We start from the raw sequence: 17,276 nt of genomic DNA on the forward strand, positions 1-17,276 counted from the left end.
TCCATTAATAAGCGGAAGGGAGGGAGGAGGGTTTTTCAGTGGCCTTCCTCGTACCTCGGGGTACTCCTCCTTTGCTAAGGAGGAGAAATTTTGATGCTATTTTTATGATACAAGAATCTTCAAACTTTACCAAATTTGAAGACACTCCCTTTCTCCCTTCTCCCTTCTCCTTCAAATTCTCCCATATCAGAAGTCATATATTGGCGCACCCTCCTCGTTTCTTTGTTTTCCAAAACAGTCCTCATAATTCTGTAAACATTTCTTTTTTTTCTCAAGTATATGAATATCTTTACAAAATGAGATATCGCATCTTTCTCTTGTTGAAAAATGTTGAAAAAAACACTTATGAATCGATGAAAACGAACAAAGAATATGGGTTAGATGTTGATAAAGCGATGAAGAGAAAGGGGGATTTGTTGGACAGTAAATAAATAAAGCTTATGGAATTTGAAGTGTGGCATATTTGGATAATCATTGCATTGGTCTTACTCGTGATAGAAATATTTTCTACCGGTTTCATTATGGCAAGCTTGGCCATAGGATGTGCCTTTGCTGGAATTGTTACGGCTTTTGGTTGTGATTTCAAAATTCAACTCATTGCCTTTTCAATAGGTACTCTTCTCGCTTTTTTCGCTGCCAGACCCTTTATGCTTAAATATGCACATAAAAAGGCGAATACGGTAAATACAAATGTTGATGCCCTGGCAGGGAAAATAGGGCGTGTGCACGAGGTGATTGACGTGGCTCAAAATACAGGAAGAGTCATTCTCGGAGGGGATGATTGGAAAGCGGTCTCCGTGAACGAAGAAGTCATAGGCAAAGGAGAAAAAGTAAGAGTGTTAAAAGTCGATTCGACGATATTAATAGTAGAACATATAAAAGATTAAACCATGGGTATTACAGTTATTTTAGCATTAATTGCTCTATTTATCATTGTTTTTGCAGCAATGGGTTTCAAGATTATTCAACAGTCTGAAACGATGGTCATTGAACGGTTAGGAAAGTACAGTCGCACGCTCTCGTCCGGCATCAATATTATCTGGCCAATTATTGATAAACCGCGTGACATCATGTGGAGATACCTAAGAGAAGGAGTTAACGGTAATACGGTTGTTAGAAAAGTAAACGTCACAAAGATTGACTTACGAGAAACCGTTTACGATTTTCCCAGACAAAATGTGATTACAAAAGACAATGTGGTTACTGAGATCAATGCGATTCTCTATTTTCAGATAACGGATCCGGTGAAAGCTGTTTACGAAATAGCCAACCTGCCTGACGCCATAGAAAAACTGACACAAACGACGCTTCGTAATGTGATTGGCGAAATGGATCTTGATCAGACGCTTACTTCTCGTGACACGATCAATTCGAAGCTTAGAGCCGTATTGGATGATGCGACGCATAAATGGGGCGTGAAAGTAAACCGCGTAGAGCTTCAGGATATAAATCCTCCGCATGATATACGTGATGCCATGGAAAAACAGATGAGAGCGGAGCGAGACAAGCGTGCGAAAATTTTAGAAGCAGAAGGCACAAAAGCACGTCTTTCTTTAGAAGCGGAAGGAGAAAAAATTGCAGCGATTAACAAAGCAGAAGGTGAGCGACAATCGCAAATCTTACGAGCCGAGGCCGAAGCAGAAGCTAAATTAAAAGTGGCCGAGGCCGAAGCCGAAGCGATAAAGAAAATCACAAGTGCCATATCTGACACAAAAGGTGATCCTATCAACTACCTTGTGGCCATTCGCTACATTGATACAATGAAAGATATGGTTAGCGGCAAAGACAACAAAGTGATCTACCTACCGTATGAAGCAACCGGTGTATTGGGCTCTATTGGGGGGATAAAGGATATGTTTAAGGGGTAATCTGGGGAATATAACATTTCAAGTATTTACAGCTTAGGGATTGTGATTGTGAAGAATACAGCTATCATAGGTAAGATATGCTGTCTTATTTGTTACGATCTGATTTCTGCTGTTCGTGATTTGTGTGGCATAGCAGATTATTAAAAAATAGAGTTGAATTCCAATAGTACAATAGAAGATGGAAAATAAGATAAGAAACTTACTAAATCAAGTAGATATAATCAATAGAAAAAATGCTGAGATATTGGATGCCACAGGTGGACGGTTTAATATTTTTCGCATTTGCGGTGTGAATCACTACGAAAATACTCATTCTGCGATAATCGCTGAATTTCTGAACCCCAAAGGTTCTCATGGGTTAGGAGCGAAGTTTCTGGAATGTTTTGTGAAACTATTAGAGATTGATGATTTTGATTGTACCGATGCGCATGTTTTTACTGAATACCCTACAAATAATTATGTTTTAGATGAAGAAAAGGGTAGAATAGATATTTTGATTGAAAGTGGTGGTAAATCCATAATACTTGAAAATAAGATTAATGCTGGGGATGAATGGGAACAACTAAAACGTTATGATACTTTTGCAAAACGAAAATACTCAGAAGGTAATTATTATGTCTATTATCTTACTCTGGAAGGAGATGAAGCCTCTAAGGATAGTCATTGTGGGGTAAGTTATTACAGCATCTCGTATAAAGCAGAGATTATTGATTGGCTTGAAAAGTGCGTAGAAATTGCTGTTCGCTTCCCGATAGTACGTGAAACTATTATCCAATATATTAATCATCTAAAACAACTAACAAATCAAGATATGGATGCGAAAAACCAAAGTGAAATAGTGGAAATTCTGATGAATAATTTAGATGCAGCTAAAACAATTCGTCAAAATTATGAAGCAATATTTGATGCTATGGCAGAAAAATATTTTTTCCCTGAAATGGAAGAATTTGTGAATAGAGAAGGTTTTAAGTTGGAAAAAAGAGGAGCCTCTGAAGCTGATGGTGGAATAAATTTTCGTGTTTTTGTGCCAGAGTGGAAGAAGTGTCATATCAGTTATAGCCCTGAAGGAAAAGGTTATTACTATGGAATTCAATACAGTTGTGGCGATGGGAAAGAAAATCTATTATCCAATGAGACTTTAGAAAAACTAAGATCCATATTTGGTTATCATTTTAAATGGAATGATGGTTGTTGGCCTCTTTCTAGAAAACTCGAAAAAATTAAGTGGGAAGAAGGCTCTCTTCGTTCATTTGCAAAAAGATGTCAAGAGCAAATTTTAGAACTGGTAGAAGCCACCAAAGATTTGGAATTATAATCAAATTGCTTCCATGCACCTCCTCCACCTCTCCGACACCCACAACCTACATCGGCAACAAACCAATCCCTCTTCTCTCATATTTTCTTTAAGGTGTGTCGCCCTTTGGCATACCAATCCCTTTCTTTTGTTTTTCAAAACAGTCTGCAAATTCTTTGATGCATTACTTTTTTCTTTTGAAGATATATTTATCTTTGCGGAATAAGAAAAGTAAAAAGAATATACTGACGTATAGACCATTGTTCTGATCGGTAAATCTGGTAAATTTAAAGAAATCAGGAATAAGTCTAAGCACGTCTGTACCCATAAGGGCGCGGACTGTTTTCTCTTATTTTGATTTCGGGCTTACCAGAGCCTACCGATTGAATAAGGAAGATAGGAACTGCGTCCTTTCTTTGTTTAAAAAAAGACGCTTGAGAATTAAGGATGTAATAACTTATTAAACAAAAGAAATATGAGAAAAAAAAAGGTCTTATTATGGGCTTGTTTGTGTTTTGTGACGCAGACTCTTTTTGCTGCCACCGTTAATTTTAATCTTACCGGTTTACAGTCTGGTGATCAATCGGTCGTTTCTTTCGGATCCGATAGCTATTTGGATACAAAAACTATTACTGTCGATGGGAGTTATTCCTTTACTAATGTTCCGGCAGGTACATATTTTATTAAGATTGAAGCGAATGGCTATAATTTGCCTAATGCCCAAACCGTCGTTGTGAAAGAAGACGGAAGTTTTGAACCTAAAGTAGGAATTAAGATAGCCATCACTAAAATGAAGACAGATCCCGATACTTGGACACATTCCTGGAGTGAAGATGTCAGTACATCGGGCTATACGACGACGTCTTATGTCAACAATCCGCCTACAATTGATTTTCTGGGTAAAAAAATAGTACCGTCGAATGTTCCCTCTGTGGGCATATTGTATGATAATCACAAGATTATTCTGGCAGATGATAAGGCCGTATGGACGCAGGAATATGCTTATCGTTTGATGGAAACGCTAAAGACCATACCATATTCGTATGATTATAGAGATAATGTGCCGGCTAAATTTATTTTGACGGAAGAATCGCTTTATAATGACATTGTTATAGAAGAAAAAGGAGGCGCTAAAGAAGTGACCATATCAAAAGATGTATTTTATTATGCCAATCCGTTTCTTGTGAATTTGGATGGAGTACGTGGACGTTTCTACTCAAAACGGCTACACCATGCTTTAGTACGTTATGTAACGGATAATGGTGACAATAGGGAACGGATAAATACTATTTTAAGAGAACGCTTTGGTTGTACCACTGATGTGCCTGATTATGAAGAATTGACAAAAGGCATTACCAATGAAGATGCCGGGCGTTTCCAGGAGTTTCATTCGTCGGAGTTAGTGGCTATTATTAATATGTTTGAAGAATTACCGGAGGGATTTCACAAAACTCCTCATTTGAATTATCTTATTCGCCGCATGAATGGTCATAAACACCCTATTTACCCGGAGGCAGCTGCGGTTGCCTGGCCGGTCGATAATGGATATATTGAATTTATGGAAAATGCTTTTGGTGGGGATAATAACCAATTCGAAACACAACGATTGATTCTGCACGAAAAGACACATTTCCTATGGGCTTTTTCTTTTTCAGATGAAATTAAGAATGATTGGATAGAATTAGGGGGATGGTATAAAGATCCTAATGTTTCTTCAGGATGGTCTACGACTAAAAACACGGAATTTGTATCTGCCTATGCACATGCAAAGAATCCGGACGAAGATATGGCGGAATCAGTCGCGCACTACTTGAAAAATCCCGAACTCTTGCAATCTCGCTCCCTACCTAAATATGAGTTTATACGTGATCGTATTATGCACGGGACACGCTATATCTCTAAAATTCCCGACTATCTGACTTTTGAAGTACTGAATCTCTATCCCGACTATGATTATCCCGGAAAGATCAAGCGGTTGGATGTAAAAGTAGAAGGAGCCCCCGAAGAGGATAAGTTGGTAACGGTAGAAATAGAATTAAATCATATGGAAGGGTTTGAGGATGGGGCTTCCAATGCAAGAACTCGTATCAGTTCACTATTTATAGATACAAATGGAGAGGAACGTAGTCAATATTACGATATGCACTTTGAGCCAGTTGATGACAATCAACACCTTTTGCGAGGAGTGATTATTGTTAGTAAATATAGCAAGAGTGGATTTTGGATGGCCGGAGATATTCTTGTTACAGATATGCAAGGTAATCAGCGTTTTGAAGGGCGTAATGATTATGTGTGGAATATGTATGTTAGCAATCCGTTGGAAGATGTTGAACCTCCTAAATATGAAAAAGGAAGTTTGAACTATACGGTAACAGATACAATCATAGAAGGACACGTGGCTCAAAACTTGGCTGTCCGTTTTAAAGTAACAGATAATGTGGGTATGCTAGAAGGACAATGTGTTATAGCTCGCTTATATAGAGGTGATGGTACTTATTCTTGGGGGGATAAGTGGGGCTATTATGATACGAAAACACAAATTGCTACGATAAATTACACCATTACGGAATATTTTGTAAGCGCTGATTATTATGTGGAATCTTTGGGTGCCATTGACTATGCCAAAAACGCAATAGATATTCGCTTTTCTGATTCTCCTTTAGACGAACCGATCAAAAAAATATATATTCAAACCCCTAACCCGGATAAACAAGCACCTGAGTTGGATTTGAACCGGATAACGGTTTATGCGGAACCTACTAACAAGAGTAAACCGGATGGAGAAACCTTAGTTACGGTGCATTTTTATACACGAGATGACAAAGCCGGTCTAGGTAGAGTGTCTTATACATTGAGGGATCCACAGGGAATTGACCATTTCCAGTGGCATTATCATGATGACTTTTATGGCCTATTTCCAAAAGAAGATCCGACCGTATGGCGCAAGCAAACAATAAAATGCATATTACCTCAAGGTTCCGCGCCCGGAATCTGGGGCTTATCTGCCATCTCCTTGGAAGATAAGGCTCTAAATGCACGCACTTACAACTTTGTCGAAACTCTCATTTTCGAACCGGACAATTCTACTACTGATTATGTGCTCTTCTCAGAAATGAAAGAAGATGGTATGATTTATTTGAAAATATCTTCTGAATCACAAAGTAATTATGGTTTCAATTATCGGGTGATTAATGAAAATACAGGAGTAGAGATAAATGGAAATGTTAATAGGACTTCCTCTTCTGTTAAGACAACTGAGATCAACGCTTCTTCTCTTGGTAATGATCCTCTTCTGGTGATTGTACAAATCAAAAATGCCGCCGGTGAAGTGGTTGCAGTTCGTTCTTCTTATATAGAAGAAAGGAATGTGACCTCTATTCTTCATCCCGAAAGGAAATCTTCTGATTTAACTATACGAGGTGGAGAGGGGCAGATATTCATTATCGCGGAAAAACAAAGAATGGTTAATATCTATCACATCTCCGGTCGCTTGGTTTGTCAAACCACTGTGAACGAGGGAACAAACATCATCTTCCTTTCTCCGGGAATCTATGCGGTAGAGAGGGAAAAGGTGATTGTGAGATAATTACGTTGATAGCCGAACAAATATGAGAGTTATATGTTGTGTGTATAGAACCATAAATGATGTTTTTCTTATGTTTAAATTAAAATATTTGGCATTTTTACTCCTCTTGACGAGTGAATGGGTATATGGACAATCTTATCAAAACGAAAAAAGAATTTATTTGCTCGATGTTACTGCTTCTATGGTAGGAAAAGGAGAAGTAAAAACACCTGATATCTTTGAAAACGTAAAGAAGGAACTGGTAAATACTATAAATGGCATTCAATCGCCTCATACGGAAATTGTAGTCATACCTTTTACGAATAAACCGCATGAACCGATAAGAGGTTTTATCCAAGCACGTGATTCTCTGATTAACGAAATTGGAAAGATTGAAATCAAAAGAGGAGACACCAACATCGCAGACGCATGGAAACAAGGCGTTCAAGAGATAGACTCTACAAAAATTAATTATATGTTCCTTTTGACTGATGGTCTGCATAATTGTGGTGTTGAGAAAGAAGTACTGTATGAACAACTTGAATCGTGGGCTGGAATATCCGAGGGGAAATATCTGTTCGCTTTTTATGTTATGCTAACACCTAATGCTAAGGAAATGGAAATAGCACGAATTGTGGATGAAACGAATCAGATGTGGCTTATCGAATCAATGGATGTGAATGTCACGTTCGTGAATTCAAGCATTAACCTTACTGCTAATGTGAATCAGGATAGTAATGTGAAAGTTGGATTTTCTTCAAATAACGATAAGATTTTTGATGACGGATTAGAGTTTGTTATTTCGTTGGAAGATAATCCATACTACAAACTTAACAACTTTTCTATTGACCGAACACTGCAATTTGCATCTTTTGACTTGGCGGAACTGCTGCCTCGAATGCAAATACCTCTTGAATATAATTTAAAGTTGTACATCGGATATGATAAGATGAAATATCCACTTTGCTTCTTCACTCCAGAGGTAATCAATTTTCGTATTTTGAACAAAGGTGTACGTACAATGAATATTAGAGAAAAATGAAGAATGCACTTATTATATTATTAATTTTACTTGCTTGTGTTTCTTGCAACAAGGAAGAACAGGAAAATCTACCTTTATTTGATTTTGGAAAAAGCGAATATGAACAGCCTTTCGTGGGGTTACTAAAAAGTGAACCGTCATTTCTCGTTAAAAGTTTACAATACCCGCCTTTTAAATGGCTGGCTCCAGACACGTTGATGCTTGAAAAGAGTTTTGTTGTGGATTTTAATGAAGAAGCATTGCGCTCAAAATCCCAAGCGACAATATCGTTTGTCGATTCCTTATATCAGCCGTTTGAAGGATTGGAGTTCTTCTGTAATGGAAGCCCCTTTGTGAATAATCGGTATGTTATAAATGCCGATTCGTTGACTAAGACGATTGATGTTCAGTGCAAAGTGCACCCAAGATTCAACGAGCAAACGGCAAATGGGTTTTTAGTCATTCACGGTGAAGAGTTAGATATATCCAACGCTATTCCGCTTCAACAAGAGTATAATGTAATAGCCGATTGGCAGTGTGAGCAAAAAATAGGCTGGCCAGTTACTTTGTGGCTGTTGTGGTTGGTAGTGGCACTTCTTTGCCTATTCTTTGTAATTTGGTTACTATATGTGCTATTTAAGTTCTTTGTTGTGCTTTTTAGTTCTTCTACTCAAACATTAAGTATTCTTCAGAATTCTTTAGTCGCATCATCGCCAGAATATTTTATGAGAAATAAATTTGAAGTAAAAAAACTAGGTAGAAATAAGTATGATTTAAATTATCCAGGATCAAAAAGTAGAATAACTGTTGACGAGAATGGGTATCATTGTAAAGCTGGAAGCACAATAGAAGATGGACAGATGAATGAATTTCTCAACAACCCATTGCCTTCCTCCATTTATATTGTCGATAAATACGCAAAATACACTACCGACAACATGAAGAGAACCACAGCAGTTGAAGCAGACAGAACAAAACTCTATGGGAATAATCCAATCCGCAATGAAAGAAATGGAGTTGTTCAAGAAACAGTCCGCACTTACGGAAAAAAAGGAGATGATGGAGGGCACTTGATTAGTGCTTGTACTAATGGTGCTAACGAAATCATTAATCAGGTGCCTATGGAACACTCCTTTCAGGCTAATGGAAAATGGAGGAAGTTTGAAGAATTTGAGGAGAAACACATAAAGAACGGGGATAATGTGATTTCTAAAAGAAAACTATACTATATGGGTAAATCAAGAAGACCTTATATGATAAAGGCCACAGCGATCATTAACGGTAAAAATAAGACAAAGTTTTTTATTAACCCATAATTTAGCCCTTTTCTTGATTTCATCTTTACGTCACTTTACGGCTTTCGAAATATCATAGAGAAACTGCCCTTCCGGGCAGTTTTTTTAGAATCCCTCCACTGCTACGCCGTTATTTGGCATACGCACCTCCTATCTTTGCCTAAAAACAAGAGATATGAGACAGTTAAATGTAAATCAAGAAGGAAAACAGCCGGTAGAGAATGTCGAAAAGGCGAAGCGGAAGAGTCCGAAAACACTGTTGCAGCACATAGAGTGTATTATTGAACTGGTGGAGAAATCGGGTTTGAGTGATGAGTTTTATCAAAAGGCGAAGCGGAGTATTGCGTTTGTTGCTAAGAAGATGAACCTGACACCGGATCAGGTCATTCTATTTGCTGTCTTTATCGAGAAAAGCGATGATAACAATATTGTGATCAGTGATTTGTCTAAGTTTATTGGCTGCCGGAATATAAAGACCATCAGCCTGATGAGTGATATCGATGAGCTTGAACGATTACGCATCATCCGTTGTTGCCGGGAAGACAGTCGCCAGCGCTATCGGGTTCCGGTGGAGGTGATCCAGGCGATAAAAAAGAATCAGGCTTATGCGCCTGAAAGTACGAAGGGGCTTGATATTAAAGGGTTGTTTAACCATATCTACCGCTTGTTCAATGAAAGAGAGAATCATGAGATTACCGGTGTCGCATTATTGGGAGAGCTGAAATCTCTTTTTGAAGATAATGCCTCCCTTGCTTTTTGTCGGCAGATGAAAACGTATGAGAAGGTTATAGGCGGAGGAATGGATTTCTTGTTGTTGGTGTTATTCTGCCACCGATTTGTGAACTTAGAGGATGACTGTGTGGGGTTCCATGATTTCAACGATTGTTTGTACGACAACAAATGGGAGTTTACCTATCTGAAGTCCTCTTTACAGGATGGGTTTAACGATTTGCTCCTGAATAATATTCTGGAGTATAATAATGACAATGGGTTCGGCGATCGGGATAGCTTCAGGATATCCGCCGCAGCCAAAGAAAAACTGTTTGTGGAATTGGATATCAAAGTACAGCAAACGGTATACAAGAAAGACCTGATCTTACATAAAGACATTGCGACTAAACAGTTGTTTTATAACGACCGTGAGCAATCACAGATAGCTCAACTCGCATCCCTGCTACAGCAAGAGAATTTTCTGTCTGTCCAGGAGAAACTGGAAAAAGGCGGCTTGCGAAAAGGCTTTGCCTGCTTGTTTTACGGGGCACCGGGCACTGGGAAGACGGAGACAGTCTACCAGATCGCACATGCTACCGGGCGGGATATTATGATGGTGGATATCTCGGAAACAAAAAGCATGTGGTATGGAGAGAGTGAAAAGCGCATAAAAGGTATCTTCGATAAGTATAAAAAATATCTGAAAACCTGCGAGGTGGCTCCCATTCTGTTATTCAACGAGGCGGATGCGGTTATCGGGAAACGAAAAGAGGAGGGCAAAGGAAGTATTGACAATACGGAAAATGCTATTCAGAATATCCTCTTACAGGAAATGGAGAACCTGGAGGGTATTATGATCGCAACAACCAATCTGACGCAGAACCTGGACAGGGCTTTTGAGAGACGCTTCTTGTATAAGATCGAGTTTGATAAACCTTGCACCGAAGCCAAAGAAAAGATCTGGCATACCATGTTGCCTGCCTTATCCGCTCAGGAGCGGTCGGAACTGGCCGGTCGCTATGATTTCAGCGGTGGCCAGATAGAGAATATTGTACGCAAATATACCGTAGACGCTATCCTGCATGAAACGACACCCTCCTTGGAAACCGTACATGGCTACTGCCAAAGTGAGTTTTTGTATAAAAACAGAGAACGAAGAAGAATTGGGTTTACTAACTAAGAAGCCGCATGTTATTAAAAAGAAAGTGTTTGACTCTATATGACTGAAGATCACAGCGGGCCTGAAGGGCCGAGTCCCAGCGGGACGAAGACTTAGCCCACGGGTAAGCAGGCTGAAGGACTGCGCAACCCTGGGTATCATGACAATACAAGAAATCGAGTTCTGAAAGAACGATAGATATTATGGTACGGTAGCGCCTGTGAATAGTGGATTTCTTCTTTCGTTCTTACAGAACTCATTTTTATATATCCATGGAATCCCAGGGTTGCGCAGTCCTTCAGTCTGCTTACCCGTGGGCTAAGTCTTCGTCCCGCTGGGACTTGGCCTTGCAGGCCCGCTGTGACCTTCAGCCATGAATATATATATCCCCACCTTCATCATTACACTACCTGAATTCAAATACGCATTTACCGGATGAAGCAAATAAAATACAGCCTATGCTGTTATTTGGCGCACAGGTTCTGTATCTTTGACAAAAAGACTAATCAATAAAAAAGATACCCATGCAACAAGTAATTAATACAGAGCAAATCCCTATCAAGCTTTGGCTCGATAAGGCCGAGGAGGGCTCTATCGTACAAGCCCGAAACCTGGCGAATCTGCCTTTTGCCTTCAGGCATATTTGTTTGATGCCTGATACACATCAAGGCTATGGAATGCCTATCGGTGGGGTGTTGGCAACCAAAGGAGTGGTTATACCCAATGCTGTGGGTGTAGATATAGGCTGTGGGATGTGCGCGGTAAAGACCAATATGTTGGCAGATATGCTTTCGCCTGAAACAATCAAGAGTATTATGAAAGGCATCCGGGAACGTATCCCGCTGGGATTTGATCACCGGGAGACTCCGGAGGATGAATCCTTGATGCCCCAAGGCCATCCATTGGACGAACTCCCCATGGTTAAGGCGCAATACCAATCGGCATTGAAACAGTTGGGCACCCTCGGTGGCGGGAACCATTTTATCGAACTTCAACGCGATACGGACGGTTTTCTGTGGATTATGATTCACTCCGGCAGCCGAAATCTGGGGTATAAGGTGGCGGAGCATTATAATCATATTGCCAAAAAGGAGAATGCTAATTGGTATTCCCGGATCGATCCGGCATGGGATTTGGCGTTCTTGCCTGTCCACTCCAAAGCCGGGCATCAGTATATCAAAGAGATGCAATACTGCATTGATTTCGCTTTGGCGAATCGGCAGCTGATGATGCGTTATGTGCAAGAAGCTGTTTCATCTGTTCTGCGCGAAATAGACTACACCCCTATGATTAATATAGCCCACAACTACGCTGCCTTTGAAGAGCACTTCGGAGAACAGGTTGTTGTCCATCGCAAAGGTGCTACTTCCGCCCGCCTGGGAGAAACCGGAATCATCCCCGGCTCGCAAGGCACGAAGTCGTATATTGTAGAAGGTTTGGGCAACCCGGAAAGCTTTATGTCCTGCTCTCATGGTGCCGGGCGCGCGATGAGCCGGACGAAAGCTGTTCGGGAACTGAATCTGGCGGAAGAAAAGAAAAAACTGGATGACCAGGGTATCATCCATTCTATCCGTGGAAAGAGAGATTTGGAAGAGGCCTCTTCGGCTTATAAAGACATAGCCGAAGTGATGGCGTTTCAAGCGGATCTGGTTCGGATCAAAGTGGAACTAAGCCCGTTGGCGGTAATAAAAGGGTAGGGTATGAAAGTGTTTATCTCCGGTTCTATCAGTATAAAGCGTTTAAGAGAAAACGATATTCCTTTTCTTGAAGAAATAATAGAAGGCAATCGCACTATTCTGATAGGCGACGCTTTCGGATTGGATAAGGCTGTTCAAGAATATCTGTGTAAGAATGAATATCAGGATGTTGTGGTGTATTATTCCGGTGAAAACATACGGAATAATGTGGGCGGGTGGCCAACCAGACAAATCCCGAATCCGGAAAACCTGACCGGGAGGCTGCTCTATAAACTAAAAGACAAAGCCATGGGTGACGATTGTGATTCCGCTTTGATGTTTTGGGACGGGAAAAGCAAAGGGACAGAACAAAACATGACCTATTTGGATGAATTGGATAAGTATTACCTTGTAATAACGGAAGACTCACTTAGTGTTTGTAATATGCATAACATCAATAATATGATTATGTTGTAACTCTGTAATAAATTTAATCTATAAAATATGGGAAAGAAGAAAAGTTCAAAAGACACCACCTCCAACCTCTTCAACCGTTACGTCTGGTTGGTGGATATGATCTATCGGAAAGGAAAAATAAGCTTTGAAGAGATCAATGCGTATTGGTTGCGATCACAGTTGAATCTCGATGGGGAAGACCTGCCGCTTCGCACCTTTCACAACCATCGCAAGGCGATAGAGCAGATGTTTGATATCAATATCGAATGTGATAAGCGCGATGGCTACACCTATTATATCGAAAACGCGGACGATATGAAACGAGGGGGGGTGCGCAGTTGGCTATTAAATACCTTCGCGGTGAATAATCTGATCAATGAAAGTCATAAATTAAAGAATCGGATTCTGTTTGAACATATCCCGTCGGGACGGGAGTATCTCACGCCGCTGATTGAGGCGATGCGTGACAACCTGCTGGTCGAGATCTCCTATCAGTCCTATTGGAGGGATACGCCGAGTCTGTTTGACATCGAACCTCTTTGTGTGAAAGTGTTCAAACAACGCTGGTACGTGATTGCCCGTAATCCGGAGAAGCAGGGGCTGCGTATTTACGCTTTAGATCGAATTCAGCAATTAAGGCAAACAGATCAGTCGTTTCAATATCCTTCCGATTTCGATCCGCAGGAATATTTCGACGGCAGCTTTGGCATTATAGTGGATGAGGAGTATGATATCGAGCAGATACGAATCAAAGCATACGGTAATAAATCGAAATACCTGCGCGCTTTGCCTTTGCATCACACGCAGAAGGAGGTGGAAACGACGGGTGAATATGCTGTTTTTGAATACCTCTTACGTCCGACTTATGATTTGCAGCAGGAACTCCTCTCGCATAAAAATGACATAGAGGTCTTATCCCCCTTATGGCTGCGAGAAGAGATGATAGCCGATATGAAGAAAATGCTTGAAGTGTATGGAATGTAGCCTCTTGTTCGCATCTTTATAAAAAAGTAAATCGTCAACGTATGAAGTCCGGCTATATCGCGTTTTTGTGTCTTGTGTTTGTTTTAGTTTTTATGGGTTGTAATCAGAAGAATGAACCGCTGCATATCGAAGGGCAGGTGACCGATGCGATGTCGGGACAGCCTATAAAAAGTTGTGTGGTATGGGTTCAGCCAGGGGATACCCTGTTTGCCGTTACGAATGAAGAGGGGCGGTATACGATTAAAGCACATAGTGGTTATAAACTTGTTTTTAGAGGAAAAGGATATGAAGAAAAGGTCTTGTTTGTTACTTCACAAACTATGAACGCACAATTGCATGCCGAGAATTATCTTTTCTTTGAAGAGCAGTTCTCTATTAAATAAAAAGCCTCAAACGACGGATAGCTATTTGGTCGGAGGGGTTCGACCAAACAGCATACCGTTGAAAGCTATATATAAGTGAGGTTAGTTGCTCTATTTATTGTCTGAGATCATTTACGTCGGGTAAACGAAACTCTTGAAGCAGATTGTTCAGTTGCGCATTCGTGCGTAGTATCCTTTGATGCAGAGAATCGCTCGATAGGTTTTCGAGTAGCAGCTTATGTGCTAGTCCGTCATCCGTGGAAGGAAACTGACGATAATACAGCAATGTTTTGCCAATACTTTGCGCCAACATCTGTGGTAGTCCGCGACTGAAACCGATTTGCAACCGATAAGCTTTTTCGTCTTCCCTGTAGATAAAAACCCAACAGGGAGAAGCCTCATTGTAATATGCACAATCTACTTCCATGCGGATATCAACTTCTGTCCTTTGACAAGGGCAAAACTACGATGTAATGCGAAAACTGAACTTGCAAATCGAGAAAATAAACTTGCAAAACAGGAAAAAACGACCTTTATTTCGCTATTTGTCTGTATTCCGACGGTTTCATGCCATACGTCTTCGTGAATAAGCGCAGGAAGGTGTGATAGGAGGCAAAACCGGCCTCGATGGCGATATCCTGGATAGCATTGTTTTGCGGATCAGCCAACAGATCGAGTGAAAAGGTCAGGCGCTGCTGGTTGATATACTGGGTAAAAGTCTCACCGGTGGCCTGGCGGATCGCATCGGCCAGATAGCGTTCGTTGGTGGCAAGATGTTCGGCCAGTGTGCGGCGATCGAGATCCGGATCTTTGAAATACATATTCTCTTTCATCGCGTGGCTCAACTTGCGATATAGCTGCTGCTCACGAGAGAGCGTTTCGGCCGGTTGACTGAGTGCCTGCTGTTCGAGTTGTTGGTCGTTTCGCTTGCGTGTTTGTATCTGTTCGTATAATGCGTGGTTTTTGGCTCTCAGCCGACGGGAGTAGATGATCCATATAATCAAGGCAATCGCCAGCAATACGCAGCCGCCTGAAGCGAATAGGAAATAGTTACGGTTGCGCTTTTTCTCAAGGGTAAGACGCTCTACCTCGTGTTGGGTGCGCACCTCGTCGAGCTGTTTGTTCAGATCCAGGCTGCGGAGCGAATCGCGCAATAGGTATGATTCTTCCGCCAGGCGGAAAGACTCTTCCGCCTCGCCCATATGCGATAAGATGCGGGCTTTACGTATCAATAGGGCGCTAAAGCTTATGTTTCGTTCTTTGCTGGATAGCTCCAGCTCCTTGTCGAGCAGTAAAAGGGCTTTGTCATACTCTTTGCGCGCTTCGTGAATCCGCATGCGATAAGAGGCGATTGTCATTTTACTAACCCTTACGCTGCCTATGCTATCCATGGTGTTGCAGTAGGCTTCCGCTTTATCATACTCTCCGGTGGCAAGGTAAAATTGTGTGTAGGTTTGTAGGAGGTTAATTTTACTGGGATACTCTTTCATGCCGGTGCGTTCTTCCCACCGCTGATTAGCCTTTTCGAATCCTCTTATGACCTCTTCCAGCTCTTCATATTGATGCATTATTAAGAGGCATTTACATAGATCGTAGTATAGTAGCGGTAGATTGGAGGAGACTGGCTCTATTTTGTCGATGATTTCTATCGCTTGTTTATAATAATCAACAGCCTCCTCTTGTCTTCTCATAGCTACATAAATATTCGCTATGGACTGTAGGGCTGTTCCCACTCCTTCCTGTTGGTCTGACTCTTCCGCCAGTTTTTGCAAATCCCGGGCTGTCTCAAGCGCTTCCTCAAACTGCTTGGAGGCTATTTGGGCTTTGATATAAATTTGACATATCGGGAAATAGTATCTCCAAATTTTGTGCGTACGGATGAAGTCGAGGCAGGCAGGGGCTCTTTTTGTCACCTCGTCATACATGCGCATATTGCCAAACGCCATGACCCGATTCCCTTTTACTAACGCTTGTTGGTCGATGTTTTTCTGTCGTATGGTTTCAGCTTCGAATTCATCATAGAGGGCTAATAGGGTATCTAATTGTTCGGGGGTTGATGTGTTAGCGAAGTAAATATTACTCATATCTTGCCAGGCTTTCAGTTTCTCTTCTCCCTTCAACGAAGGAATCAGTTGGCGAAGGGAGTCCCGCTTTTCTATCGGTGTTTGTTCCGCAGAGAGATTAGAAGCGAATAAGGTAAGAAGCAAAACTACGATTGCTTTACCTATTTTTGAGGCACATGTATATTGTCTTTTCATTAAATGAAGTGTTATTTAAGAACAAAATTAAGTAAAATCCACTTGTTTGGTGTCTGTTTGATCGAAAAATTACTTTTAAGCAAGAAAAGTGCACGTGGGATTATTTGCTGGCTGAGCAAGGTCGACCAATTGGCTGAGCATGCTCGACCAACTGGCAGACCTTGCTCAGCCAATTGGTCGACCTTGCTCAGCCAACAAATGCCCCTGCGTGTTAAAAAAAAACTCCCTATATACAATAATGTGGAGATAAACCGGGGCTTCCGAATGGCTGTTTTAGAGAAATAAATAAGTGTAAAAAAAATAGTAGGGTGAATTTCGCTGTCTCTTAGATAGATAACCCTGTTTTGTTACGAAATGATTAAATTTCTTTGAAAAAAACTTATCCTAAAGTTTGGAGTTAAAGAAAAGAACCTTACCTTTGCACCCGCAATGGAGATAAGCTGTGTGCTTATCGTAAGGCGAAAAGAGTTCTTTGAAACATTTACATAATCAACAAAGTAGTACAAGAAACGCGTGTACCGTATATAATATGGTATACAAAGAAAGAATTAGCTACCGTCAATAATCATTTATATAATGAGCCGAGGAAATTTAGAACAAACAATTTTGACAACGAAGAGTTTGATC

13 protein-coding genes are annotated in these 17,276 nt (G+C 40.8%); 11 read left to right on the forward strand and 2 right to left on the reverse strand.

From position 1 onward, the window contains the following. Positions 1–440: 440 nt before the first annotated feature. From M2134_RS15505 to M2134_RS15555, 11 genes are all read left to right on the forward strand, one after another. Positions 441–887, forward strand: coding sequence for an NfeD family protein (locus tag M2134_RS15505; protein ID WP_280752493.1), 447 nt, complete (start codon positions 441–443; stop codon positions 885–887). A 3-nt stretch (positions 888–890) separates the two neighbouring features. Further along, positions 891–1,868, forward strand: coding sequence for an SPFH domain-containing protein (locus tag M2134_RS15510; protein WP_280752492.1), 978 nt, complete (start codon positions 891–893; stop codon positions 1,866–1,868). 178 nt (positions 1,869–2,046) lie between these two features. Next, positions 2,047–3,183 (forward strand): PD-(D/E)XK nuclease family protein, encoded by a 1,137-nt coding sequence (locus tag M2134_RS15515; protein ID WP_280752491.1) that lies wholly within the window; start codon positions 2,047–2,049, stop codon positions 3,181–3,183. A 454-nt stretch (positions 3,184–3,637) separates the two neighbouring features. After that, positions 3,638–6,748, forward strand: coding sequence for a hypothetical protein (locus tag M2134_RS15520; protein WP_280752490.1), 3,111 nt, complete (start codon positions 3,638–3,640; stop codon positions 6,746–6,748). 70 nt (positions 6,749–6,818) lie between these two features. Further along, complete coding sequence (locus tag M2134_RS15525; protein ID WP_280752489.1) at positions 6,819–7,769, forward strand: vWA domain-containing protein; 951 nt, start codon at positions 6,819–6,821, stop codon at positions 7,767–7,769. Then, entirely contained in the window at positions 7,766–9,064 is a 1,299-nt protein-coding gene (locus tag M2134_RS15530) for a DNA/RNA non-specific endonuclease (RefSeq protein ID WP_280752488.1), read from the forward strand. The genes M2134_RS15525 and M2134_RS15530 overlap by 4 nt, the downstream gene beginning before the upstream one ends. Before the next feature lie 154 nt (positions 9,065–9,218). Next, positions 9,219–10,934 (forward strand): ATP-binding protein, encoded by a 1,716-nt coding sequence (locus tag M2134_RS15535; RefSeq protein ID WP_280752487.1) that lies wholly within the window; start codon positions 9,219–9,221, stop codon positions 10,932–10,934. A 503-nt stretch (positions 10,935–11,437) separates the two neighbouring features. Beyond that, positions 11,438–12,610, forward strand: a complete 1,173-nt coding sequence (locus M2134_RS15540) for an RtcB family protein (RefSeq protein WP_280752486.1) — start codon at positions 11,438–11,440, stop codon at positions 12,608–12,610. A 3-nt stretch (positions 12,611–12,613) separates the two neighbouring features. After that, on the forward strand, positions 12,614–13,066 hold the full coding sequence (locus M2134_RS15545) for a hypothetical protein (protein ID WP_280752485.1): 453 nt from the start codon (positions 12,614–12,616) through the stop codon (positions 13,064–13,066). Between the two features lie 27 nt (positions 13,067–13,093). After that, the gene (locus tag M2134_RS15550; RefSeq protein ID WP_280752484.1) at positions 13,094–14,029 is read left to right on the forward strand and encodes a WYL domain-containing protein; all 936 of its coding nucleotides are present in this window, start codon (positions 13,094–13,096) and stop codon (positions 14,027–14,029) included. A gap of 41 nt (positions 14,030–14,070) precedes the next feature. Then, positions 14,071–14,412 (forward strand): carboxypeptidase-like regulatory domain-containing protein, encoded by a 342-nt coding sequence (locus tag M2134_RS15555; protein ID WP_280752483.1) that lies wholly within the window; start codon positions 14,071–14,073, stop codon positions 14,410–14,412. A gap of 94 nt (positions 14,413–14,506) precedes the next feature. Here M2134_RS15555 and M2134_RS15560 read toward each other — a convergent pair whose 3' ends face one another. Together M2134_RS15560 and M2134_RS15565 are read right to left on the reverse strand one after the other, a co-directional pair. After that, positions 14,507–14,818 (reverse strand): hypothetical protein, encoded by a 312-nt coding sequence (locus tag M2134_RS15560; protein WP_280752482.1) that lies wholly within the window; start codon positions 14,816–14,818, stop codon positions 14,507–14,509. Between the two features lie 106 nt (positions 14,819–14,924). Then, positions 14,925–16,649 carry a helix-turn-helix domain-containing protein gene (locus tag M2134_RS15565; RefSeq protein ID WP_280752481.1) on the reverse strand — a complete coding sequence of 575 codons (1,725 nt, stop codon included), beginning with the start codon at positions 16,647–16,649 and terminating at the stop codon, positions 14,925–14,927. Positions 16,650–17,276: the final 627 nt, after the last annotated feature.

This window comes from Parabacteroides sp. PM6-13 (assembly GCF_029892605.1).
GTDB lineage: Bacteria > Bacteroidota > Bacteroidia > Bacteroidales > Tannerellaceae > QVMG01.

Bases quoted from the DNA above. Each gene is read 5' to 3' on its own strand.
- M2134_RS15560 (WP_280752482.1), bottom strand. From the start codon at position 14,818: ATGGAAGTAGATTGTGCATATTACAATGAGGCTTCTCCCTGTTGGGTT.
- M2134_RS15540 (WP_280752486.1), top strand. From the start codon at position 11,438: ATGCAACAAGTAATTAATACAGAGCAAATCCCTATCAAGCTTTGGCTC.
- M2134_RS15520 (WP_280752490.1), top strand. From the start codon at position 3,638: ATGAGAAAAAAAAAGGTCTTATTATGGGCTTGTTTGTGTTTTGTGACG.
- M2134_RS15535 (WP_280752487.1), top strand. From the start codon at position 9,219: ATGAGACAGTTAAATGTAAATCAAGAAGGAAAACAGCCGGTAGAGAAT.
- M2134_RS15525 (WP_280752489.1), top strand. From the start codon at position 6,819: ATGTTTAAATTAAAATATTTGGCATTTTTACTCCTCTTGACGAGTGAA.
- M2134_RS15515 (WP_280752491.1), top strand. From the start codon at position 2,047: ATGGAAAATAAGATAAGAAACTTACTAAATCAAGTAGATATAATCAAT.
- M2134_RS15565 (WP_280752481.1), bottom strand. From the start codon at position 16,649: ATGAAAAGACAATATACATGTGCCTCAAAAATAGGTAAAGCAATCGTA.
- M2134_RS15545 (WP_280752485.1), top strand. From the start codon at position 12,614: ATGAAAGTGTTTATCTCCGGTTCTATCAGTATAAAGCGTTTAAGAGAA.
- M2134_RS15530 (WP_280752488.1), top strand. From the start codon at position 7,766: ATGAAGAATGCACTTATTATATTATTAATTTTACTTGCTTGTGTTTCT.
- M2134_RS15510 (WP_280752492.1), top strand. From the start codon at position 891: ATGGGTATTACAGTTATTTTAGCATTAATTGCTCTATTTATCATTGTT.
- M2134_RS15555 (WP_280752483.1), top strand. From the start codon at position 14,071: ATGAAGTCCGGCTATATCGCGTTTTTGTGTCTTGTGTTTGTTTTAGTT.
- M2134_RS15505 (WP_280752493.1), top strand. From the start codon at position 441: ATGGAATTTGAAGTGTGGCATATTTGGATAATCATTGCATTGGTCTTA.
- M2134_RS15550 (WP_280752484.1), top strand. From the start codon at position 13,094: ATGGGAAAGAAGAAAAGTTCAAAAGACACCACCTCCAACCTCTTCAAC.